Raw genomic sequence first — 24,676 nt, forward strand, 5'->3', positions numbered from 1 at the left:
GCTATAATGAAACTAGTTTCATTATAGCTATTGTTTTTTATGAAGGAGGAATAACCTATGATTTTCAACACTAAGAGATTCGGTCAAATCGAAATAGAAAACAATCAGATGATCGTATTTGAGAGTCCTATATTAGGGTTCGGAAATTTAAAAAAATATATCTTACTGCAATCAGAAGATAAGAAGAGTCCTTTTGAGTTTTTGCAGTCTGCTGAAAATGAGGATTTGAGTTTTATTGTTGCGGATCCCTTTGTGTTTTTTCCTGAATATGAATTTCACCTTGAACCGCATTGGATTGAAACATTAGCCGTTACTGATGAATCCGATATCATGGTGATGGTCATTGTTACGGTCCGATCTGCAGATGATATATCCTGCAACTTAAAGGCACCTGTTGTCATCAATAAATCTAACAATATTGCAGCGCAGATTGTACTAGATCATAGGGGATATTCGACACAGGAGCTGTTGTTAAGAGAGAAGAAGGGAGCTGAAATTGATGCTGATTCTGTCAAGAAATAAAGGGCAGAAGATCATGATTAATGATAACATTGTTCTTTCCGTTATTGAAGTGAATGGTGATCAGGTCAGAATTGGTATTGAGGCCCCGGCAAATGTAACCATATATCGCGAAGAAATTTACGAAGCTATCAAGCAACAGAATCAAGATGCGGTTGAATTCAATGAGGATATACAGAATATTTTGCAGATCGTCATTCAAAGAGAAAAGAATTAAGAATTAATTTTTTATTAGAAATTAATATTCTGCTATAAACAATAGAGTAAAGATTCCGATAAATATAATATGGGTCGAAAGGCATGGCAGTAACGGCCGAACGCCATGTCCCGATCACAATAGGGTGAAGCAAGGATGCTAATCACCAACACATTCCAAGGAGGAATTTTATCATGCGTATTAACCACAATATCAGTTCTTACAACACACAGCGTCAATTGTCTTTCAACAACACTCAACAAGGTAAATCCCTTGAAAAGCTGTCTTCTGGATACCGCATCAACCGTGCAGCTGATGATGCTGCTGGTCTTGCAATCTCCGAGAAAATGCGTAACCAAATCCGTGGTTTGGAACAAGCTTCTAGTAATGCGTTGGATGGTATCTCATTGATTCAAACCGCTGAGGGCGCACTGAATGAAACTCACGCTATGTTGCAACGTATGGCTGAATTGTACGTAAAAGGTGCGAACGAAGTGCTGACTACTACTGATGCTGCTAAAATTGACTCGGAAGCTAAGCAACTTTCCGCGCAAATCGGATCCATTGCAACACAAACTCAGTTCAACACAAAAAAATTGCTTGATGGTACAACATCTGATGTTGTGTTCCAAGTAGGAGCAAACGGGGGGGAAACAATCTCTCTGACTCTTGAAAGTGCAACTAATACAGATTTGAGTGTACAATTTGATGGTACGGGATTGACATTGCTTTCGGGTGCTACTACGAATGCTGCAACATCATTGAATTCTCTTGCATCTGCTAACTTGAGTCTAGTTCAAGCTGCAATCAATACCGTATCTCAAATGCGTTCTGATCTTGGTGCTGTTCAAAACCGTTTGGAGCACACGATCAATAACTTGGGTACTACATCTGAGAATCTTCAAGCGGCTGAATCTCGTATCCGTGATGTTGATATGGCAAAAGAAATGTCTGAATTCACGAAGAATAACATTCTCCAACAAGCTGCAACTGCAATGCTTGCTCAAGCTAATCAACAGCCTCAAGGTGTTCTGCAATTGCTTCGTTAATAGTGAATCTAGCCGGCCGGGAAACCGGCCGGCTTTTTCATTTTAGTCTAATCAGGCGTTTAGGAGGATAGCGATGAGGATAGATCCGAACTCAAATCCTACTCAGAAATCCTTGCTGCCATGGTTCTATAAGATTGCAAACGAAGTCTCAGAGGACGTACATACACGAGCTGTTAGACCTAGACAAGAGCAAGATACGATTCCTGAACTTGTGAACCAGGTTAATAAGAAACTTGAAGAGTTAGGAACTCATATTGAAGTAAGAGTACACGACAAAACAAATACTATTATGGTCATGGTATTACAAGATGAGACTAACGAAATAATTCGTGAAATACCTAGTGAAAAGATGCTGGATTTGCTTTATAACATAAGCCAGAGGGTAGGAGTATTCCTGGATGAGAGAATTTAGTAGAGAAAGAGGTGGTTAAGTCGTGGCAATTAATGGGCCAACCCGATTGACTGGTTTTAGTGGAACATTAGACACCGACTCGCTCATAGCAAAATTAATGCAGGCTGAGCGATTGCCATTAAGCAAAATTCAGAAGCAAAAGCAATTAGCCGTTTGGCAAAGAGAAGATTATCAAGCAATGAACACTGCTTTGTTATCTATAAGAAATTCTGCTAACAATCTTAGATATGAGAGTGATTTCGAGAAAACTACTGCTATTTCCTCCAACACTTCAGTACTAGAAGTTACATCGAGTGGAACTACCGCAGGTAGCGGTACAGTTGAGATATCCAAGCTTGCCGCATCAGCTACCTTGATCAGCGGTAAAATTGCGTCAGATTCTGCTGCAGTTGGTCAGTCAGGTGCGGTGAAAATTAACGGCATCGAGATTAGTTTCACTGATCAATCTACTGTAAATACAATCATCAAGGATATTAATTCCAAGGCATCACAGACAGGGGTAAGGGCAAATTATGATAAGGCTAGTGGAGCCGTTTACCTTAGTTCTACTGCTTCTGGGGCAAACTCCAAAATTGAGATTACAAATAGTGATGGAGCACCAGCCAATAGCTTGGAAAATTTCAAGAATATTATGAGTCTATCTTCTGTAACTGCGAATGGTCAAAATGCAGAATACAAGGTTAATGGAGTGGCTTTAACCTCAACATCCAACAATGTAAGCATTAATGGTGTACAGGTGATATTGAAAAGTCAAGGTACTGCCTCAATTGGAACGTCAACCGATCGAAGCGGTATCGTTGATGATATCAAAAAATTTGTAGAGCAGTATAATTCATTGATAGATTTATTTAGCACTGCTTCTACAACGAGGCGTAGTCGTGATTATGAGCCGTTGACTCCAGAAGAAAAAGAAGCGATGAACGAAACTCAGATCACACAATGGGAGAAGCGAGCAAGACAAGGAACTCTTTATAATGATAGTATCTTGACTGGAACTCTCACATCACTTCGATCTGCTTTGAATGTTCCATTGGATGTCCCTAAAGGACAAATCCAAATGCTTGAAAACATTGGAATAAAAGTGAAAAGTGATTATAAGGAAAATGGGAAATTAGAAATTGATGAGAAAAGGTTACTTGAGGCGGTCAATACCAATTTCGATGAAGTTAAGAATCTCTTCACCATGTCTTCTTCCACTACTCCTAAACCAGGGAAAACTAATATTGGTATAGCCGATAGAATATATAATATTGTCAATTCTCAAATGGATGCCATCAAGAAGAAGATTGGATCAGGAACTTCAATGGAGATGATGGATGAGAGTGTCATTGGGAAACAACTGAGGACATTAAACAGTCAAGAGTCAGATTGGAAGTCCAAGTTGATCGATATCGAAAATCGTTATTACAAGAAATTTGCGGCTATGGAACAAGCGCTTCAGAAAATGAACAGTCAGAGTTCTTGGCTTGCATCACAGTTAGGTTAAATTATTTGTTTTAATAAAATGACTGATGGAGAGCGAATAACCATGCATTATGCACAACAACAGCAATATTTGAAAGTACAGGTGGGCACTGCAAGTCCTGGAGAGTTAACGTTATTACTTTATCAGGAGATGGTCAAATCATTGCTCTTAGCTAAAAAGTTATATTCTCAAAATCAGTTCGAAGCCATGAACGAGCCTTTGTATAAGGTTAGAACAATTCTAAATGAATTAATTGTGACTTTGAACATGGACTATGATATTTCAAAAAATCTGCGGGAACTATATGAATTCTATTACAACTACATTACCGAGTTTATAATCAAAAAAGACGAGACAATGTTGGACGATACAGTAGAATTTGCCCGGGATATGGTTAAAACATGGGCACAAGCAATACAGTCACTTAAACCAGGTGGAGACCAAACCTATGTATAATCCCAAAGAATTTCCGGGAGAGCCTGTGGAAGCACTTTTTGAGTTGTATCAGAAAATAATGGAGGATCCGAACTATGATAACTACAGTAAGTATGAAGAAGAGATAGATGAGTTATATGGTTATCTGCGTCTAGTGTCTTTGACCAAAGATGATCTTCGCTTACTTTCAGACGTACAGACTCTTCATGAGAAACTTGTCCATGTCATTATAAAAGAAACAAATATACTTAATAAGGATATTAAGCTTTTTGAAAAGAAAAAAAGAATTTCAGAGCATTATGGAAGGCAATCGAACAATAACAATATCGGTGCCTTTTTTGTAGATTTTAAAAAATAATCCTAAGGGAGGATTGTTATGAAGTTTAATTCAAAAAAGTTCATCTGGGTATTGACTTTTTTAATGTTCATACAGACCGTTAATTTCCCATCGGTAAATGCTATATCAGGCAACAATGATAATGTGCAAGTTACAAAGATCTTGAATCCATCCGATATTCTTGTGGGCGGGGAATCGGAAGTTACTCTAAATGTACAGGGTTCACCGGATAGTACTTTTATAAAACCTAATGATATTATTCTAGTGATTGACCGTTCGGGAAGCATGGGACCTAACTATGGTCCTAATAATGGAGAAGACAAGATGCAAAATGCTAAGGAAGCAGCTAAGGGATTTATTGATTTGGTTGACTTCAATAAGCATCGGGTTGGAATCGTCGATTTTGCAAGTAATGTGAGTTTTAAAGATTTGTCTACAAATCCCAATGAATTAAAATCATATATAAATGGGATCCAGGCTAATGGAGGCACGGCTACTAAATCTGCGATTGATAAAGCACAATACATGCTTCGAAATCACAGGTCAGATGCTCAACCGGTTATCATATTGATGACTGATGGGCAGGCTACAGAACCTAGTCCTGAAGCATATGCTCGTCAAGTTGCTTTGGAACAAGCAAACTCCGCAAAAATGGAAGGAGTAGTGTTTTACACTATTGCACTGTTGCTGCCTAGTGAGAATCCGAGTACTAGCGCTCCGAATTTATTGATGAAAGAAATGGCCACAACGGCACATCATCATCATTTCGTTTTGGGTTCGGTAGGGCTTGCGGAAATTTATGCTGCAATTGTTGATGAAATTGGGGTTGCAAGCGCATATGATGTAACCGTAGCTGACTTCATATCACCAGAGTTTGAAATTGTACCTGGCTCGTATAGCGATAATATTCCTCAACCAACTGTAAATGGAAACTCTATATCGTGGAGTTTTCTCGAGCTGAAGAATGAGTTGTTGACCTTTAAATATAAAATTCGTCACAAGGCAGGGGTTCCAGCTGGTAAATATCCTGCAGGAAATCAGGAAATTTCGGTAAGCTATAAAGATTATTTGGGCCAACAACATAATTACACAATACCACAGCCTACATTAAACGTTACATATTATGCACCAAAGATTACATCGCTTGATCAGGATAACGGTAAAGTAGATGGTGGAGAAGTGGTCATAATTAACGGCGAACATTTCCAACAGAATGCTACGGTTCACTTTGGAAACACAAAACTTGATGATGTTGAGTTTATTAATTCAAATCAATTAAAAGTGATTACACCTTCAGGAGTACAAGGAACGGTTCCGGTGAAGGTAACCAATGACGACGGTCAAATCGCATTATCGGAGTATCGCTATTACGCTAATCCTCAAATTCTTGAGGTTGTGCCGAATAAAGGTCCACAAGAAGGCGGCACTAAGGTATTGATAAAAGGTGATTACTTTATGCCGGGTGCATCAGTATTTTTTGATGGAAACGCAGCTGCTGTGTCTAAGAACAGTGCTACAGCGTTGGAAGTTATAAGCCCAGCAGGAGCATTGCCAACCTCGGTTGACATCGTTGTTACTAATCCGGACGGCTCAACTATAAGCAGAGACGATGCCTTTACCTATATTGAAGGTCCTGAAATAGTTTCCATTGAGCCTAAAGTGGGAGCTAGAACAGGTGGAGAAACGGTTACATTAAACGGGGAACGTTTTAAAGAAGGCATGAAAGTTTTTTTTAATGCAACGTTGGTACCAGCGACATTTGTTTCGAACAATCAAATCACACTAGTTACACCAAAATGGGTAAAGGCAGATGTTGTAGACATAACTGTAGAAAATCCGAACGGGCAGAAGGATGTCATGGCGAAAGGTTTTACTTACGAAGACCCAAATCCTGAAATAACCTCTGTTTCACCGTCTTCTGGACCTTTATCCGGAGGTACAATGGTCTACATTAAGGGTAGTAATCTTAAGTCTGGGGCTAAGTTGGTTTGGGGGGGAGTAGAACAAAATAGCTATACCTATATCAACTCTGGAGAAATTCGAGTTAAGTCCCCTGCTTGGCAAACCGCAGGCTTCGTGTCCCTTAAAATTATAAATCCTGACGGTAAAGAAGTAGTAATTAGTAATGCATTTGAATATCTGGCACCCCCTGATCCAACACTAATTTCTGTTAGTCCCAACAGTGGCTTGGTAAGTGGTGGTACGACAGTTACCATTAGTGGTACAAATATACCAAATGGTACAAAAGTTTTCTTTAATGAAATCGAAGTTCCTATTCAATCGGTGAACGCGACACAAGTTGTTGTTGTTACTCCTGAATGGGCAGTACCCGAAAAAGTAAACGTAGGTATTCAAACCACTAGTGGTTTTTCGGCTGTCTTACAAGGGGCTTTTGAATACCTTCCCCTTCCGAAACCGCCAGCACCGTCAATAAATAGTATATCACCTGCATCAGGGCTAGTTACAGGCGGTGGTATTATTTCTATTAACGGATCTAATTTTGTAAATGGTCTTACATTTAATTTTGGTCAGGAAAAGCTATCATATACTTATGCAAATAGTTCACTAATACGTGTTAAAGCTCCTGCGTGGGCCCTACCTGGAAAAGTAACTATAAAGATTACGAATCCAGATGGTCAATCTGCTGAACATATTGACGCATATGAATATTTGCCATTGCCGGGGCCAAGCTTGAGTTCGGTATCACCTAATCTTGGTCCAATCTCTGGCGGAACAACAGTTAGAATAATAGGAACTAATTTCAAAAGTGATTCCAAAGTATATTTAGCTAACCAAGAGATGCCCGCCACATATATCTCAGCTAATGAGCTTCGAATAATGTCTCCAGAGTGGCCATCAGCTGAAAGTGTGGATGTAAAAGTGTTGAATTCTGATGGACAATCTGCCTTATTGTCGGGTGGATTTACTTTTGAAGTTCCTCCGCGACCACCAGCTCCTACCATTATTTCAGTAGCTCCCAATAGTGGTCCACAGGCAGGAGGGGCAACAGTATCTATTAAAGGCACTAACTTTACTGCTGACTCTGTCATAGATTTTGGAGGGGTTACAGTCTCCGGAACATTATTGTCTTCATCAGAACTTCGAATCAGAACACCAAAATGGGACACAGCAGCAACGGTGGATATATCTATATCTAACTCAGATGGCCAGTCTGCATTATTAGCGAATGCATATACGTATATAGCGCCACCTGAGAAACCTAATCCAGTAGTAACTTCTGTTTCCCCGAATAGTGCAGATCTTCCAGGTGGTGGTCTAACTGCTATTGTCAATGGTCAGAATTTTGAAAGTGGAGCCAAAGTTCATTTTAATGATGTAGAGATATCTGCAACCTTCCTTAGCTCTAATCAACTTAGATTTAAGACCCCGGCTTGGAGCACGGTAGAGTCTGTAACTGTAAAAGTTGTTAATCCAGGAGGGAAAGAAGGTTCTTTACAGAATGGATTTTCATATGTAACACCTCCACCACCCCCGGGTCCCATTCTAAGTTCTGTAACACCTAACACAGCACTTGCTTCAACGAGTTCCTTGATTACTATAAATGGAGACTTTTTTGTGAATGGGGCGAAAGTTGCGTTTAATGGAGTTGAAGTAGCAACGACTTACGTTAATAAAGGTCAGTTACGTGTCCCTACCCCAATTTGGAGCAATCCGGAAACTGTTACGTTAAAGGTTATAAATCCGGATGGTCAAACGGCAGAATTAGTAAATAGCTTTTCCTTTATTGCTGATTTGCCGCCATCAATTTCTAGTGTATCACCAAATACTAGTTTAATATCTGGCGGTGGATTAGTTAATGTAAATGGAGCGAATTTCAAAAATGGAACAAAGGTTTATTTCAATGAAGAAGAGATAACTACAACTTATGTAAATACATCGCAGCTTAGAATTCGAATTCCTGCATGGCCAATGGCATCTGTTGTGGATATCAAAGTTGTTAATCCTGATGGACAAATGTCACTCCTGCAAGGAGGATTTACATTTACAGCTCCAGCACCGAAGCCGGCACCTACTGTTACTAGCGCCTCCCCAAATACAGGTTCAAAGTCCGGGGGGAATCTAATCACAATTAGTGGAACGAATATTCAAAGTGGTGCTAAGGTGGAGATTAATGGTGTTAGCATCTCTGCTACCTTTTTAAGTTCCACACAAGTTAGAATACGAGTACCATCTTCAAGCGTCGTAGGTCCTGTATCTATTATTATTGTAAATCCAGATGGTCAATCAGGAACTTTAGTTGAAGGATACACGTATTACTAGCTTTTCCTGTACAGGTGCCTAGTCGTTGTTCTAGGTACCTGTTTCTATTTATTAAGTAAGGGGTGCAATAAATGAAACTTCCCATTTCTATTTGTATAGTTGCAAAAAACGAAGAGCAAAATATTAAGGAGTGCATTGTATCAGCTAAAGAATATGTGGAGGAAGTGATTGTGTTAGATACAGGATCTACAGATAGAACAAGATTAATTGCTGAGAAAGAAGGAGGCAATATTAAAGAATTCAAGTGGGATAATGATTTTTCAAATGCTAGAAATAGAGTAGTTCATTATGCGAGCCAACCTTATATATTGATGATGGATGCTGATGAAAGGTTAACAGATGTTGATTTAATGAGACTTCAGAAAGATCTGAAGTATCTCAATCAAAATACGGATATGGTTGGAAGAGTAGAGATCCACCATATTATGGATGAGGGGATAATGAAGTCTAATATAGTAAGGTTGTTTCCTAACCATACAGATTTCAAGTATATGGGTAAGGTGCATGAGCAACTTTTTTATAGAGACAACAGACCAAACACCTTTAATACGTGCCTAGTAATATCTCATCTTGGGTATGATCAGTATCATATAGAAAATAAAAATAAAGTAAATAGAAATTTGGTGTTGCTTCATATGCAATTAGAAGAAGATCCCGAGGACTCATATATTCTGTTTCAGTTAGGTCGAACCTACTCCGTTAATAATCAATCGGACTTAGCCCTGTATTATTTAGAGAAGGCATTAATTCATTGTGATCTTTGTTTTGGTTATCATCCAAGTATTATTCAAAGTCTAGCAAAAGTATATCTGAAAGAGAAGAGGTGGGAGAGTTTAGTCAATCTATTAGATTCATCTCTAACAACTTATCCGCTTTATACCGATTTATATTATATATATGGTTGTGCCTTAATTGAGATGAAGAATGTTAATTCTTTTCATCTGATACCTGAAGCTTTTGAGAAGTGTATTGAAATAGGCGAAGCTGACATTTCAATTTATGAATCAGAATCAGGAGTAGGCACTTACTTAGCTCACTACAATTTGGGATTGTTTTACGAGTTAACGTTGAAATTAGACAAAGCTCGTTACCATTATGAAGTAAGTAGTGACTATGGTTTTGAATTATCGAACAACCGATTAGCTCTACTGCCATAGGAGGCCCTCAATGAATAAATCAACTATATCTTTGTGTATGATTGTAAAAGATGAAGAACGATGTATAGAGCGATGTTTGGAAAGCATCAGTGCAATTGTTGACGAAATTATATTTGTAGATACTGGTTCAACTGATCGCACGCTGGAATTAATCAAGAGATTTAACGCGAAGGTGTTTCATTACAAATGGGACAATCATTTCGCTAATGCAAGAAACTATGCGATTGATCAAGCGACAGGTGATTATATATTGCATTTAGACGCTGATGAATGGCTTGAGGACCCGATGCATGATTTAAGGAATGTTTTAGATAAAGATATCTACTATCTCCCGATTCGAAACAATCTTGGTGGAGGTCTCGCTGAATTACATAAGTTCCCACGTCTTTTCCGTAATTTATCTGAGTTGAGATATGAGGGAGCGCTTCATGAGCAAATTAATCTTACAAGAAACTGGCATAGAAGCTCGGAAATTTTTGACAATATCAGAATCCACCATGACGGTTATCTGAAAACAATTGTAAATTCAAAAAATAAAAAGAAAAGAAATTTAAGCATTTTACTAGAAGAAATTAAAGAAAATCCATCAGCCTTCAATTACTATAATTTGGGGCAACAGTATTATTCGGATGGAGAATTTCAAAAAGCGTTGGAATCATATCAAAAATCCTATCAATATGGTGGTGAATTCACGTTTACCAAAAGATTGCTTTTAGGTTTAGTTCAAAGCTTGGTAATGCTAAAGAAGTATGAAGATGCATTGTCCATTGCAAGAGACTCATTTTCAATCTATCCAGATTATGTTGAGTTCAAGTATTATGAAGGTTTAATATTTCAAGAATTGGGATATTGGCACGATGCAGCAAATTGTTTTGAGATTTGTATTCAGACAGGGGATAGTAATCCTGCCATACATTTTAATACCTATGAGGGAACTGGAAGCTACTTAGCGTATGCTAAATTATCGGAAATCGCTGTTGAATGTTTTGATCGGAATAAGGCTAATGAATATATAGTAAGGGCAATCGATCAAGCCCCTAATGTAATGGGCTTACTTAAAAATTTTATGGATATTAATTATTCTGCTGATAGTTCGACTCTCTTTGAGAAAATCTCAACATTTTGGCCAATGCAAGAATCTGTTGTCCAACAGCTTATCAATGTAATATATCAATTGAGGCACCCTGTTCTTGGCGAATTCATAAAAAAATTTGATGTTCAGACCGACAAAGGTGTCGATGCGTTTGTTAATATACTTAAAGGTGAATATTCAGGAGTGCTAGACTATTACCTTGAATTCGATAGCAGTAGCAAGGAGCAATTAAATGAAGTTTTATTGATTAGTTTCCTTCTGTCTGATTCTGATATGCTCCAAAGGTATCTTAATAAAGCTTCTTTAAGATCTGAAGAACAGAGAGTGCTTCAGGCCTTAGTGTCCAGAAATGATATATATTGCAAGATGTATACCGAGGAACTTGAAAATATTGTATATGACCTGGTCCTTAGTCTTCTTAAACTTAAGGAATATAACTATATGGATTATTTTACCGAGCAGCTTAAAACTCCACAAATGCGCTATGTCTTGGCAAAAGCATTTAATAAAGTCGGTTTTTATGAAATTGCATTATCTGTACTTCTGGAAGGTTCTACAAAAGAAGAACGCTATAAAATAGATCTGTTGGCAGCACAGTCACTGCGTAATATGAACTCACTAGAGGACAGCATATTTTATTATCGTCAAGCATATTTAAATGATGAAAAACCGGAAATCCTATTTCAGATGTATAATCTCGCTAGTCTCACGAACGATTCTGAAAGCATGGAAGAGGCTCTCGAAAAAATCTCAGGATTAGTTCCACAGTCATTATGGGCAATAAAATCACGACAGGAGTTACACTTATGATGTCATTAACAGGGGAAATATCTAATTATATCAAAGAAGGCCTAATTGAAAAAGGCTATGAAATATGCTTTAAAAAGTTAATGGACGACTCAGAGAGCAGCGAGGCTCTTTCTGGTCTGGCTATGCTGTCTATGGTTTGTGGAAATCATACAGAAGCTCAATGGTACTTAGAGAAGACCTCCATGGATATGAATTTTTATATGGATTCAGAGCTATTATTAAGAATCAACAACATAGAGATAAAGAAAAAATGGGACAATTACCGTAGATTAAGAAACCAGCATGAGCTAAAGAGAATGGCAGAAACGGCTTCCTTATGCTGTGGAGATGTATTAGAAATCGGTTGTGCAAATGGAGATCTATCAGTATTTATAGCATGTCATGGTTCAAAGCTATATGGAATCGATATAGATCCGGTTGCTATAGATATAGCACGACATAAGGTTGCGAATCTGGGTATAGAGACATGTTATTTCCAGATTGGTAACGGATATAAATTGCAATTTAATGATAATATGTTTGATACTGTAGTGGTTGCCGAAGTATTGGAACATGTCAATGACCCTAAGAGAATCGTTGAAGAGGCCTTTAGAGTATGCAAACCTGGTGGCACGATTATTATTAGCGTTCCAAGTGGGTACTCAATCCCGGATTTAGATCATCATAATATCTTTAATCGAAAATTAATTGAAGGTCTTATCTATTCCACCACAGGATGTTCCATTAAATGGAATTCAAAAGTTCCTTCCGAGTGGATAATGGGGACAATTGTAAAACCATCAGTGGATAATTATAAGGATCAAAAATATGATATTCAATCGTTCTTTTTACCGCAACCATACATCATTCCAACAAGTAACTCACTCGTATCTGTTATTATAACCACATTTAATAGAAAAGATTATATAGCGGAGACTATTCAATCAATTTTTGATCAGACATATAAAAATATTGAAGTAATTGTGGTAGATGACGGATCTATTATTTCACCAGAAGATGAATTATTACCATATAGCAATGATATTAAATATATTTACAAGGAGAATGGGGGGAAATCCTCGGCCTTAAATGAAGGTATAAAGTATGCACATGGAGAGTATATCTGGGTTTTCGATGATGATGATGTAGCTCTACCATTGAAACTTGAAGTACAACTCAAAAGATTTCAATTGAACCCCAAATTGGGTATGGTTCATACTAGATCGATTGACTTTAATGATCTAACCGGTGAGGTAATTAGAATTCATGATCTGTCTCCAGTAAAAAGCAGCTTAAATATGAAAATGCTCATGAGAGGATGCTTTGTCCATGGACCTACTGTTCTCTTTAAAAAGAGTTGTCTTGTAGAATTAGAGGGATGGGACACTCAATTAATTCGTGCACAGGATTATGATTTTTGGCTGAGATTAGCAAGGCATTACGATATGGAGTATCTTCCAGCACCTACCGTCAGATATCGTGTACACACGGGGGATAGAGGTTCTTTGGACGCACCGGTGTCGTATAACGAAATCGTAACTAAAACAGCTAAATATGAACAGATTATTTTTAGCAATCTTTATAGTACCGTGCCTATTAATATGATTTACAAGGATGAATTCGATTCAGATAATATAACGTTAATGATTGAAGCGTTCATAGAACGTGCAACAGTTTATGCAGCAAGAGGTTTATTGCATGAGGCAAAACTTGATATGAAAATAGCGAGAGATAATTCGATTGGATATGGCTATCCTTGTTTCAGTGCAGAAGCTATTCAAAACATTCATAAATTAGCTGGAGCAGCAGTGAATAACAATTGGGAAGATCACGAGTTAGTATCTAGCATATATGAACTGGTTAATATGATTACCGGTAGAAAATAGATACAGTAGTCTTAAAGTAATATATAAAGGGGATTAAGTATACTTTCTAAATTGGATAAATTGTTCCCTGTTTCACCCCCACCCTCCCCGGGTAAATAACCCTAACCTAATTTTGTCCGCCTTTTTTACGCCTGCCAACTCAGTCGTGGAGCCAAGTCGACATTTTTCTGTTTTTTCTGCAGCAGAAAACCTTTTTCTTGGTAATTGACACTGGATTGGACGGGTGCTATAGTCGGAAATGTGGACAATTAGTGTCACACTTTATTTGACAATGAAGGGAATGTTAGTGCATGCAAGGTAAAGTTAAATGGTTCAACGCAGAGAAAGGTTATGGCTTCATCGAGACTGAGGACGGCGGCGACGTATTTGTACACTTCTCCGCGATTCAATCCGAAGGCTTCAAGACTCTTGAAGAAGGACAATCCGTAGAATTCGAGATTGTTGAAGGCGCTCGTGGCCCGCAAGCTGCTAACGTAATCAAAATCTAATCATCCCGGCATAGCCGACCTACATAAACGGTATTGATGGTTAACAATTGGAGATTCGCTAGCCCAAGACTCCGGAACTTCCGGGGTCTTTTTTTTGTATCCGACCTCCGAAAAATATTGTGCTAAAATTCACAATTCTGTCTTTTTACATGGGCTTAACAAAATGCTATAATGAAGGTGCAAAGGAGGAGTGCCCAATGCAATTCACTATCCGAGGTCAACAAATTGATGTGACCGATGCTTTGAAAGACTATGTTGACAAGAAACTCAGCAGGCTAGATAAGTATTTTGATGCACCCCCCACCTCCGAAGGATACGTTACACTCAGTGTCATTCGAGGATTGCACACGGTGGAAGTGACCATTCCGCTCACAGGCGTGGTACTGCGTGCGGAAGACCGAAGCGACGATATGTACGCTTCCATTGATGCCGTTGTGGACAAGTTGGAACGTCAGATTCGCAAGCACAAAACCAAGCTGAACCGCAAGATCAAGCAAGAAGGCGGACTGAAGACGCTCATTGCGGAGAACGGGGCAGCGGCAACCAGTCAAATGGATGCAGAGCAAGTGGAGTACGACGAGGACAACTACGAAGTAGTCCGTACGAAACGTTTTACCATGAAGCCCATGGACGTGGAAGAAGCGATCCTGCAGATGAACATGGTAGGCCATAATTTTTTCGTATTTTCCAACATTGACACACAAGAAGTAAATGTCGTCTACAAGCGTGATGACGGCAAGTACGGATTGATCGAGCGGGACTAAGTCTCAAGCGGCATTCCTCAAGGAATGCAGAGGCACCAGGTTCGGTTCGAATTTTAAAATGAAATCGAAATTGTAAGATGAGCCTTCATCCGTGTTAGCGGGTGGGGCTCTTTATTTGGATATATGGACGTCTATTCTGCGCCTCTTTAGATGTAGAGTTTTGCTACTAAAATGAATATAATCCCATTGTCAACGACTGGGTAAATGCTCCACGCAACTTTTCAGGGCGTCTTCGCGTCTCATAGAGTAGGGCTTCACGTAACAGACATCTCTTGTGAAAGCACATATTGTTGCGGCATCCCTTACAAACTGTTACAATTTATGCAAACCCTCATTTTACGGGACAGGCTTTTTAGCCTGCATGAAATGGGACCATCATAAGGAATCAATGAATCGATTTCATCATTTAACCCTTTGGCATTTAATGAAGTTGATTCTATCACTTGTTTTGCACGAAAGGGGTTAACCATGCTAGGACTTGTCAAAAAGATTTTCGGCGACACCAACGAGCGTGATGTCAAACGTCTCATGAAGACGGTCGATGTAATCAACAAAATGGAACCGGATTTTGAGAAGCTCTCCGATGAGCAGCTGCAAGCGAAAACCGAGGAGTTCCGTGCGCGGATCGAGAAAGGTGAGACGCTGGAGGAACTGCTTCCCGAAGCGTTTGCGACAGTCCGTGAGGCTTCCAGACGAACACTCGGCAAGCGTCACTACGACGTACAGCTGGTCGGAGGAATGGCCCTCCACGAAGGCAGAATTGCAGAGATGAAGACCGGTGAAGGTAAGACCCTTGTGGGTACGCTGCCGGTTTACTTAAATGCCCTGCTTGGCAAAGGGGTTCACGTTGTAACCGTCAATGATTATTTGGCACAGCGTGACAGCCAGGAAATGGCGCAAATATATAACTTCCTGGGTCTAACCGTTGGGGTTAACCTGAGCGGTATGGAACACCCGGATAAACAGCATGCTTATGCATGCGATATTACGTACGGAACGAATAACGAGTTCGGCTTTGACTATCTGCGTGACAACATGGTCCTCTACAAAGAGCAGATGGTTCAGCGTCCACTCTATTTCTGTATCATTGATGAAGTGGACTCCATCCTGGTTGACGAAGCGCGTACGCCGCTTATCATCTCGGGACAAGCTCAGAAATCGACCGAGCTGTATTTTGCAGCGGATCGCTTCGTGAAGCGCCTGACGGCAGAAGAGGATTATACCGTAGATATTAAGGTCAAATCCGTAGCTCTGACAGAAAAGGGTGTTGCCCAGGCGGAGCGTTCCTTCGGTATCGAAAACCTGTATGACCAGAACCATGTAACACTGAACCACCACATTGTACAAGCGCTGAAAGCGAACGTGATTATGCGCCGCGACGTGGATTACGTTGTCACCGACGACGAAGTGGTTATCGTGGACGAATTCACGGGCCGCTTGATGGCAGGACGCCGCTATAGCGACGGTCTTCACCAGGCGATTGAAGCGAAGGAAGGCATCGAGGTTCAGAACGAGAGCATGACACTGGCGACGATTACTTTCCAGAACTACTTCCGTATGTATCGCAAGCTGGCAGGTATGACCGGTACAGCGAAGACAGAGGAAGAAGAGTTCAAGAAGATTTATGGTCTTGAAGTGCTCCAGATTCCTACAAACAAACCGAATCAGCGTAACGACATGCCGGATGTTGTCTATAAGAGCGAAGAAGGCAAGTTCAAGGCAGTTGTTACGGAGATCGTGGAACGTCATAAAAAGAATCAACCGATCCTGGTGGGTACGGTTTCGATTGAGAACTCCGAGCGTTTATCGGAAATGCTGAAACGCAAAGGCATTCAGCATAAAGTTCTGAATGCGAAGTACCATGCAGAGGAAGCGGAAATCATCTCACGCGCCGGTCAGCCGGGATCTGTAACGATCGCGACGAATATGGCGGGACGCGGTACGGATATTTTGCTGGGTGAAGGCGTGCAGAATATTGGCGGACTTCACATTATCGGTACGGAGCGTCACGAATCGCGCCGGATCGATAACCAGCTGCGTGGTCGTGCCGGTCGTCAAGGTGACCCAGGATCCACTCAGTTCTATTTGTCCCTGGGCGATGAACTGATGAAACGTTTTGGTACAGACAACGTTCTGAACATGATGGAGCGTCTTGGCTTTGAAGAAGATCAGCCGATCGAGAGCAAGATGATTACCCGTGCGGTTGAATCCGCGCAGAAGCGGGTTGAGGGCAATAACTTCGACATGCGTAAAGTCGTTCTTCAATATGATGACGTGATGAACCAGCAGCGTGAGATCATTTACAAACAACGCCGCGAGATTCTGGAGTCCCAAGACATTAAGCAAATCGTTGTTGAGATGATGAAGCCGGTCATTGAACGGGTTGTTCAGGCTCACTGCAGCGATGATATTCCGGAGAACTGGGAACTGCAAGAAGTGGCAGACTTCGTTAACAGCAAGCTGCTGGACGAGGGTGCAATTACCCGCGAAGATCTGTGGGGCAAAGAATCGGAAGAAATCACGGAATTTATCTTTGAGCGCGTGATGAAGAAGTATGCAGAACGTGAAGAGGCGATTGGTGAAGAGATGGTACGCGAGTTCGAGAAAGTTATCGTGCTGCGTGCGGTAGACAGCAAGTGGATGGATCACATCGATGCGATGGATCAACTGCGTCAAGGTATCCATCTCCGTGCATACGGCGGTACCGATCCGCTTCGCGAATACCAGTTCGAAGGCTTTGAGATGTTTAATGCCATGATCGCTACGATTCAAGAGGAAGTGGCAACGTACATCATGAAGGCGCAGATCGCAACGAACCAGGAGCGTCAGGCTGTCGTGGAGGAGAACAAGGTATCCACGAACAGCAGCAGCGAGCCAGCCGAGAAGCGTCCAGTGCAAGTAGCTGAACAGATCGGCCGGAACGATGCATGTCCTTGCGGCAGCGGCAAGAAGTATAAGCACTGCCACGGACAGAACGCTTAAGCTACATTTTCATAAAACGGCCTTGTGTATAGGCGCTGATTTTTCAACTCCCTTAAGAGCAGCAGATGAACCGGTCATTGTGGTCTTATCCACAGCGATCCGAAACCTCTGCTGCGCTTAAGGGAGTTTATCTGAATAAATAACGAATGATCTAGTAAAGTCGCATAAATTTCTCTTGAATATGGAACGTTTTCCATGCAGGAGAGGGTATACTGAAGTTATTACGATTACGTATAGATAAGAAAGGACGAGGGACTCATGATCGAACCAAGTGTGAAGCAGGACCTGCGTGAAATCAGCAAGAAACTAACCAATCTTAGGGGGTCTCTTTGACTTAGATCTCAAACAGGAAATGATTGAGAATTTTGAGGAGAAGATGGCTGCCCCGGATTTTTGGGACGATAATGAAAAAGCCCAAGCGCTCATTGCTGAGATGAATGCTGTGAAATCATCCGTGGATCAGTATCAAAAACTTCAGCAGGATTACGATGATGCTGTTGTTATGACTGAACTGGCGGATGAAGAAGGCGACGACTCCCTTGCAGGAGAAATTGGCGAGACAATTAAGGACTTGGTTAAGCGCGTGGAGGAATTTGAGCTTCAGCTGCTGTTGAACCAGCCTTACGATAAAATGAATGCCATCCTTGAGCTGCATCCCGGAGCGGGCGGAACCGAGTCGCAAGACTGGGGCCAAATGCTGCACCGAATGTATACCCGCTGGGCGGAGAAGCGCGGCTTCAAGGTGGAAACACTGGATTACTTACCAGGCGACGAAGCGGGAATCAAGAGTGTAACGCTGCTGATCAAGGGCTACAATGCTTACGGATATTTGAAAGCGGAAAAAGGAGTTCATCGTCTGGTTCGCATATCACCATTCGACTCTTCCGGTCGCCGTCATACCTCCTTTGTATCCTGCGATGTGGTACCGGAAATCAATGATGAAATCGAGCTGGATATCCGCACCGAGGATCTGAAGATTGATACCTACCGTGCCAGTGGTGCAGGGGGTCAGCATATCAATACGACGGACTCGGCCGTACGGATCACTCACTTGCCAACCGGCGTGGTGGTGACGTGTCAGAATGAACGCTCTCAGATCAAGAACCGTGAGCGTGCCATGACGATGCTTCGTTCCAAGCTCTACGAGCGCAAAATCGAGGAGCAGAAGAAGGAATTGGCGGAAATTCGCGGCGAGCAGTCGGAAATCGCTTGGGGCAGCCAGATCCGTTCGTATGTATTTCACCCGTACAGTATGGCTAAGGACCACCGTACACAGGTGGAGACCGGTAATATTGGAGCCGTCATGGACGGAGATCTGGATGCTTTTATCGATGGCTATTTGCGCAGCCAGATCAAGCAGGAAGTCGAGTAGGACGTTGAGGAGAGAATTGAAGAACTATGGCGCAATCCACTGGCAATCCATCGATTAACAAAAGAAAAAGAGAACCCCTGATTCCGATCAACGGTCCCCTTCGGCAGACGGTGGACGCAATTTTTATTATCATCGGCTCGTTTATCATGGCCCTGTCATTCAATTTATTTTTCCTCCCGAATCACATTGCCTCCGGCGGCGTGTCGGGTTTGTCCGTTCTTGCGCAATCATGGCTCGGCATTGAACCGGCTTTTACGCAGTGGGCACTGAACATCCCATTGTTTGTACTCGGCTTCTGGCTGCTTGGACGCGATTACGGCATTCGTTCCCTGCTGGGCAGCGTGATTCTGCCGTTGTTTGTTTTCCTGACCAAGGACTGGCCAATCCCAACCTCCAATCCACTTCTGGCCTCCATTTATGGAGGAATCGGGGTCGGTATCGGGATGGGGCTGGTCTATCGCGGCCGGGGGTCGACGGGCGGGCTGACCATCGTGGCACAGCTCTTGCAAAAATACAGCGGTCTGACGTTCTCCCTCTGTGTCGTACTGCTGGATGCGATTGTGATCTCATCGGCAGCACTGGTGCTGTCACTGGAGCAGGCGTTATACGCACTGATTGGACTGTATGTTACAGGCAAAGTGATTGATGCCATTGAGCTTGGCTTCAGCTTTACCAAGGTGGCCTACATTATATCCGATCATAACGAGCCGATAACGAAGGCTATTCTGGAGGATTTGGACCGGGGATTAACCAAGCTAACCGCTGAGGGAGGCTATACGGGTGAACATCGAACCGTCCTGATGGTGGTAGTCGGGCAGAGCGAGATTCCCCGTCTAAAGACAGTGGTCCAGTCGGTAGATCCGAATGCTTTTGTAATTATCAGCAATGCGCATGAGGTATTGGGTGAAGGATTCCGCAATATTAAGGCGTAAGCCAATAGAATACAGCGGCCGAGACATTCTCGGCGATAGGAAGGGACGGTGTATATCACCGTCTCTTTTTCTATTTTCAGACGAATCCGATTTCAGTGAAGCTGGAAGTTCGATCATCGCAAAAAATCTTCCCTAACGCAGTCTGCCCTCTGTGAAGATACAATGACAGATAGTTTTCTTATGGGGCCAACATCCACCCCCAGTAGCGGCAGCCTTGAATTCTCCTTTATTTTTCTAGTAAAGAGCATATAATGGAAACTAAACTTGTAGGGGGTAGAGGATGATGGAGATTGAACAGATCTATGGTAATTTGCCAGTGCTGGAGACAGAACGTCTGCGTCTTCGCAGAGTATCGATGCAGGATGCAAACGAGATGTATGTCTATGCCTCCGATGATGAGGTTACAAAACACGTAACTTGGGAAACCCACCGCTCCGTTAATGACAGTAAGCGATTCATTCAATTTATACTGGCCCAATATGCGAAGCATGATATCGCCCCGTGGGGGATTGAGCTGAAGGAAAGCGGACGTATGGTGGGGACGGTGGATTTTGTATGGTGGAAGCCCGGGCATCAGAGTGCCGAGATCGGTTATGTACTGGCACGCGATTGTTGGGGACAAGGACTTATGACAGAGGCGGCCACTGCATTGCTGAAGCTGGGCTTTGGCCAGATGGAGCTTGTACGCATCCAGGCCCGCTGCATTACAGAGAACATCGGCTCCCAGCGTGTGATGGAGAAGATCGGCATGTCCTATGAGGGCACGTTAAGAAAAGGGATCAAGATCAAGGGGCAGCATTGGGACCTTAAATTATTCTCCATACTAAAAGAAGATTATGAATCGGCTAATTAAAGGTTGAAGGATCATGGGCATGCATGAAAATTGGACCAAATTTGAATAATCCATTGTATTTATATGAATACGGTCGTATAATAATACATATTTATGAGACGGATAGGTCAATGGGAAACTTGTTAGTAAGAGAGCCACAATTCAATGCGGGACACGGAAACATTCCGAACAAGGTAAAGGGCTGCCTGACAGCAGCAGCTTCATGAAGAAGAAGCATTTCAGGAGCATTCGCAGCGGCTCGACTTGTTTCTATACACCTAAGATATACAGATTTCGGGGAACAACGGGAATCGACCGGAAGCATGAACCGTATCCGTAAGATGTAGAGATGAAGGAACTGGCTGAATGGGACCTTGCCTAAGGTCCTATAGCTGTTCCTGGGGGAGAGGGATGAGGATATGACGGACACAAACACATTAAGAGTTGCCATTGTTGGATCTACCGGTTACGGGGGAGTGGAACTGATCCGCTTGCTGCAATCACACCCGCGAGTTGAGATTACGTCGGTGATTTCTTCATCGAGTGCGGGGGCACCCATATCGGATGGTTTTCCGCATTTGACGAATATCGTCACCCGGAATTTGGATGTTGTAAATCCAGCGGAAATCGCAGAGGTGGCTGACCTGGTGTTTGCCGCGACACCTTCTGGCGTTAGCGCCAAGCTGGTGCCGGAGCTGCTGGAAGTTGGCCTTAAGGTTATTGACCTTTCAGGCGATTTTCGCTTGAAAGACGGAGGGATATATGAGCAGTGGTATAAGCACCCGGCACCGAGCGCGGAGCTTTTGGAAAAAGCGGTATACGGCCTATGCGAAGTGTTTGGCGAGGAGGTCCGCGATGTGGATTTCATCTCCAATCCGGGCTGTTATCCGACAGCGACCCTGCTCGGACTGATCCCGGCCATCAGCGCGGGATGGATCGATGCCTCTTCGCTGATTATCGACGCTAAATCCGGCGTGTCCGGCTCCGGAAGGGGAACGAGTTTGACGTCCCATTATGCCGAGATCAACGAGAACTTCAAAGCTTACAAGGTGAATAAGCACCAGCATATTCCTGAGGTTGAGCAGGTGTTGACTCAGGTGGCGGGTGAACCGATCACGGTTACCTTTACGACCCATCTCGTACCGATGACACGTGGCATTATGAGTACTATGTATGCAACGCTGAACGGTCCTTATACGGAAGAGGATTTCATTGAGCTGTACCGCCAGTATTTCAAAGATCGCCGGTTCGTGAGAATCCGTGAGCAAGGGGTATGGCCTGCAACAAAAGAAGTGAGCGGCTCGAACTATTGCGACATCGGATTTGCGGTGGATGCACGAACAAACAGAGTGACCATAATATCGGTCATTGATAATGTGGTGAAGGGTGCGGCCGGTCAGGCGATCCAGAACCTGAACTTGATGATGGGATGGGAGGAGAGCCTCGGACTTACGTTTACGCCGATTTATCCGTAAGCGGCTGGGGATACAGACATGGGAGAGAATACGTTTGCGATAATTGAAGGGGGTAGCATTGTAACGCCGCAAGGCTTCAAGGCGGCCGGCCTCCACTGTGGACTTAAGAAAACAGACCGTAACGATCTGGGTGTCATCGTATGTGATGTGCCTGCCGTGGCGGCTGCGGTATATACAACGAATCTTTTTCAGGCGGCACCGCTGAAGGTAACGCGTGAGAGTCTGCAGGATGGCAAGCTTCGCGCTATTGTTGTCAACAGCGGGAACGCCAATGCCTGCACGGGTAAGCAGGGTGAAGAGGATGCATATACGATGCGTTCCAACACGGCTTCGCAATTCAATCTGGATGCAGACGATGTGGCCGTAGCCTCGACAGGAGTCATCGGCGAACTGCTGAAGATGGATCGTGTATCTTCAGGCATTGCCAGCTTGCCGGCACATCTCAGTGGCGAGAGTGAAGGAGCGGAAAGCTTCAGCCAGGCGATTTTGACAACGGATCTCGTGAAAAAAGAAGCCTGCGTCACCGTCCAAGTCAACGGTACAAAGGTTACCATCGCGGGAACAGCGAAGGGATCGGGGATGATTCACCCGAACATGGCAACCATGCTCGGGTTTATGACGACAGATGCGGTCATTGATCAGGAAGCGCTGCAGCTGCTGCTGCGCCAAACGACCAACCTGACCTTTAATATGATAACCGTGGATGGGGATACGAGCACGAACGATATGCTGATTGCGATGGCCAGCGGCCTGGCGGAGCACGAGGCATTGACACCGGAGCATCCCGATTGGGATGCGTTCGCAGCGGGCTTCCACCATGTGTGCCAGCAGCTGGCGAAGGCCATCGCGCGTGATGGAGAGGGAGCGTCCCGCTTGATCGAGGTTCGCGTGAACGGTGCCGAGTGTGACGATGATGCCCAAGCGATTGCCAAGACGATCATTGGCTCCAGCCTGGTGAAATCCGCGGTGTTCGGGGCAGATGCCAACTGGGGGCGCATTATTGCGGCTGTAGGTCGTGCGGGTCGTCCGGTCAACCCGGAGACGGTTGATATTGCCATAGGTCCAATTTCGGTGCTGGAGCAGTCCAGACCGGTTGCTTTTGACGAGGATGCCGCACTGGTTTACCTTCAGGGCGATTCCGTGGACATTGATGTGAAGCTGCATATCGGGAATGGATCAGCCACGGCGTGGGGCTGTGACTTGACCTATGACTATGTCCGCATTAATGCGGCTTACCGTACGTAGATAAATCACCTATAGATCGGGAGGAGACGGATATGAAGAGCACGATCGATCAAGAGGATACGTTGCCGGTCCAAACATCGGGGGCAGATACCTTTGTCATGAAATGCGGCGGCAGCACGCTCGCTGCACTTCCGGACAGCTTCTTCGAGGATTTGAAGGAGCTGCAGCAGAAGGGAGTCCATCCTGTAATTGTTCATGGAGGCGGTCCTGCCATCTCCGGCAATCTGGAGAAACTCGGTATCGAGACCGAGTTCGTGAATGGACTGCGCAAGACGACGGAGGATGTGCTGGACGTTGTGGAGATGGTGCTCGCAGGCACTATCAATAAAGGGATTGTAAGACGGATACAAAGCGTGGGCGGCTCTGCTATCGGCTTGTCCGGCTCGGACGGAGGACTGATCGAGGCCAAACCGGTTACGAACCATGCGGAGGTTGGCTGGGTTGGCGATGTAACGAAGGTGAAGTCATCCATACTGAGCGGTGTACTGAAGATGGGATACATGCCTGTGGTTGCGCCGATTGGTGTGGATTCATCCGGTCAGCGCTACAATATCAATGCAGATACGGCTGCTGGCGCCGTTGCCTCCCATCTGGGGGTCAAGCGGATGATTGTTGTCACCGACGTGCCCGGGATCATGAAGGGGACGGGCGGCGAGAAGCGGGTGCTTCCGACCGTGACGGTGCAAGAGATTGAAGACATGATCGGCACGGGCGAGATCTACGGGGGGATGATTCCCAAGGTCAGAGCGGCCATCAGCTGCATCCATGGCAAAGTGAGCGAGGTTGTCATCGTGAACGGAAGCGAACCGAACGTGCTGAGCCGTGTCCTTGGTGGAGAAGTGCTGGGAACGCGTATTGTGCGGATGTCATAATAAATGAACAGATTGAGTTTTTACGAATAGAACGACCTCAACGGAGGAGGCGGAATTGTTCTGGAGAAGCAACGCGGTCGCCTTGCCCCCGGATT

At 43.5% G+C, this 24,676-nt stretch carries 20 protein-coding genes; all 20 read left to right on the plus strand.

What is annotated here, in order from left to right; all coding sequences use genetic code 11:
- Positions 1-57: 57 nt before the first annotated feature.
- Positions 58-522: a flagellar assembly protein FliW gene (gene fliW, locus WDY75_RS02390; protein WP_063477988.1), complete on the plus strand. Its 465-nt coding sequence runs from the start codon at positions 58-60 to the stop codon at positions 520-522.
- Positions 500-736: a carbon storage regulator CsrA gene (gene csrA / locus WDY75_RS02395; protein ID WP_063477987.1), complete on the plus strand. Its 237-nt coding sequence runs from the start codon at positions 500-502 to the stop codon at positions 734-736. The genes fliW and csrA overlap by 23 nt, the downstream gene beginning before the upstream one ends.
- A 173-nt stretch (positions 737-909) precedes the next feature.
- Positions 910-1,764 (plus strand): flagellin, encoded by an 855-nt coding sequence (locus WDY75_RS02400; RefSeq protein ID WP_063477986.1) that lies wholly within the window; start codon positions 910-912, stop codon positions 1,762-1,764.
- A 73-nt stretch (positions 1,765-1,837) separates the two neighbouring features.
- Positions 1,838-2,176 (plus strand): flagellar protein FlaG, encoded by a 339-nt coding sequence (locus WDY75_RS02405; RefSeq protein WP_063477985.1) that lies wholly within the window; start codon positions 1,838-1,840, stop codon positions 2,174-2,176.
- Positions 2,177-2,198: 22 nt separating this feature from the next.
- On the plus strand, positions 2,199-3,662 hold the full coding sequence (fliD, locus tag WDY75_RS02410; protein ID WP_063477984.1) for a flagellar filament capping protein FliD: 1,464 nt from the start codon (positions 2,199-2,201) through the stop codon (positions 3,660-3,662).
- A gap of 42 nt (positions 3,663-3,704) precedes the next feature.
- Complete coding sequence (gene fliS, locus WDY75_RS02415; RefSeq protein ID WP_063477983.1) at positions 3,705-4,097, plus strand: flagellar export chaperone FliS; 393 nt, start codon at positions 3,705-3,707, stop codon at positions 4,095-4,097.
- A complete protein-coding gene (locus tag WDY75_RS02420; protein WP_063477982.1) occupies positions 4,090-4,434 on the plus strand; it encodes a hypothetical protein in 345 nt (114 codons plus the stop codon). Before fliS ends, WDY75_RS02420 begins: the two co-directional genes overlap by 8 nt.
- A gap of 18 nt (positions 4,435-4,452) precedes the next feature.
- A complete protein-coding gene (locus WDY75_RS02425) occupies positions 4,453-8,694 on the plus strand; it encodes an IPT/TIG domain-containing protein (RefSeq protein WP_063477981.1) in 4,242 nt (1,413 codons plus the stop codon).
- Positions 8,695-8,765: 71 nt separating this feature from the next.
- Positions 8,766-9,851, plus strand: coding sequence for a glycosyltransferase (locus WDY75_RS02430; protein ID WP_063477980.1), 1,086 nt, complete (start codon positions 8,766-8,768; stop codon positions 9,849-9,851).
- Between the two features lie 10 nt (positions 9,852-9,861).
- Positions 9,862-11,754 carry a glycosyltransferase gene (locus WDY75_RS02435; RefSeq protein WP_063477979.1) on the plus strand — a complete coding sequence of 631 codons (1,893 nt, stop codon included), beginning with the start codon at positions 9,862-9,864 and terminating at the stop codon, positions 11,752-11,754.
- Entirely contained in the window at positions 11,751-13,619 is a 1,869-nt protein-coding gene (locus WDY75_RS02440; RefSeq protein ID WP_063477978.1) for a glycosyltransferase, read from the plus strand. Before WDY75_RS02435 ends, WDY75_RS02440 begins: the two co-directional genes overlap by 4 nt.
- A 290-nt stretch (positions 13,620-13,909) precedes the next feature.
- Positions 13,910-14,107, plus strand: coding sequence for a cold shock domain-containing protein (locus WDY75_RS02445; protein ID WP_006213042.1), 198 nt, complete (start codon positions 13,910-13,912; stop codon positions 14,105-14,107).
- 197 nt (positions 14,108-14,304) lie between these two features.
- On the plus strand, positions 14,305-14,871 hold the full coding sequence (gene hpf / locus WDY75_RS02450; RefSeq protein ID WP_006213041.1) for a ribosome hibernation-promoting factor, HPF/YfiA family: 567 nt from the start codon (positions 14,305-14,307) through the stop codon (positions 14,869-14,871).
- A gap of 468 nt (positions 14,872-15,339) precedes the next feature.
- A complete protein-coding gene (gene secA, locus WDY75_RS02455; RefSeq protein WP_006213040.1) occupies positions 15,340-17,853 on the plus strand; it encodes a preprotein translocase subunit SecA in 2,514 nt (837 codons plus the stop codon).
- 258 nt (positions 17,854-18,111) lie between these two features.
- Positions 18,112-19,225, plus strand: a protein-coding gene (gene prfB / locus WDY75_RS02460; RefSeq protein WP_100086551.1) for a peptide chain release factor 2 whose coding sequence is annotated in 2 segments (ribosomal slippage) — positions 18,112-18,183 and positions 18,185-19,225 — 1,113 coding nt in all. Because the reading frame shifts where the segments join, the coding sequence is not laid out codon by codon here.
- Positions 19,226-19,251: 26 nt separating this feature from the next.
- Positions 19,252-20,157: a YitT family protein gene (locus tag WDY75_RS02465; protein ID WP_063477977.1), complete on the plus strand. Its 906-nt coding sequence runs from the start codon at positions 19,252-19,254 to the stop codon at positions 20,155-20,157.
- Between the two features lie 283 nt (positions 20,158-20,440).
- A complete protein-coding gene (locus WDY75_RS02470) occupies positions 20,441-21,010 on the plus strand; it encodes a GNAT family N-acetyltransferase (protein WP_006213037.1) in 570 nt (189 codons plus the stop codon).
- 398 nt (positions 21,011-21,408) lie between these two features.
- Positions 21,409-22,464 (plus strand): N-acetyl-gamma-glutamyl-phosphate reductase, encoded by a 1,056-nt coding sequence (argC, locus tag WDY75_RS02475; RefSeq protein ID WP_063477976.1) that lies wholly within the window; start codon positions 21,409-21,411, stop codon positions 22,462-22,464.
- Between the two features lie 18 nt (positions 22,465-22,482).
- Positions 22,483-23,709 carry a bifunctional glutamate N-acetyltransferase/amino-acid acetyltransferase ArgJ gene (gene argJ, locus WDY75_RS02480; protein WP_006213035.1) on the plus strand — a complete coding sequence of 409 codons (1,227 nt, stop codon included), beginning with the start codon at positions 22,483-22,485 and terminating at the stop codon, positions 23,707-23,709.
- Between the two features lie 32 nt (positions 23,710-23,741).
- Positions 23,742-24,581, plus strand: a complete 840-nt coding sequence (gene argB / locus WDY75_RS02485; RefSeq protein ID WP_006213034.1) for an acetylglutamate kinase — start codon at positions 23,742-23,744, stop codon at positions 24,579-24,581.
- The last annotated feature ends 95 nt before the right edge of the window (positions 24,582-24,676 follow it).

It is taken from the genome of Paenibacillus glucanolyticus (genome assembly GCF_037333485.1).
GTDB classification, from domain to species: domain Bacteria; phylum Bacillota; class Bacilli; order Paenibacillales; family Paenibacillaceae; genus Paenibacillus_AQ; species Paenibacillus_AQ glucanolyticus.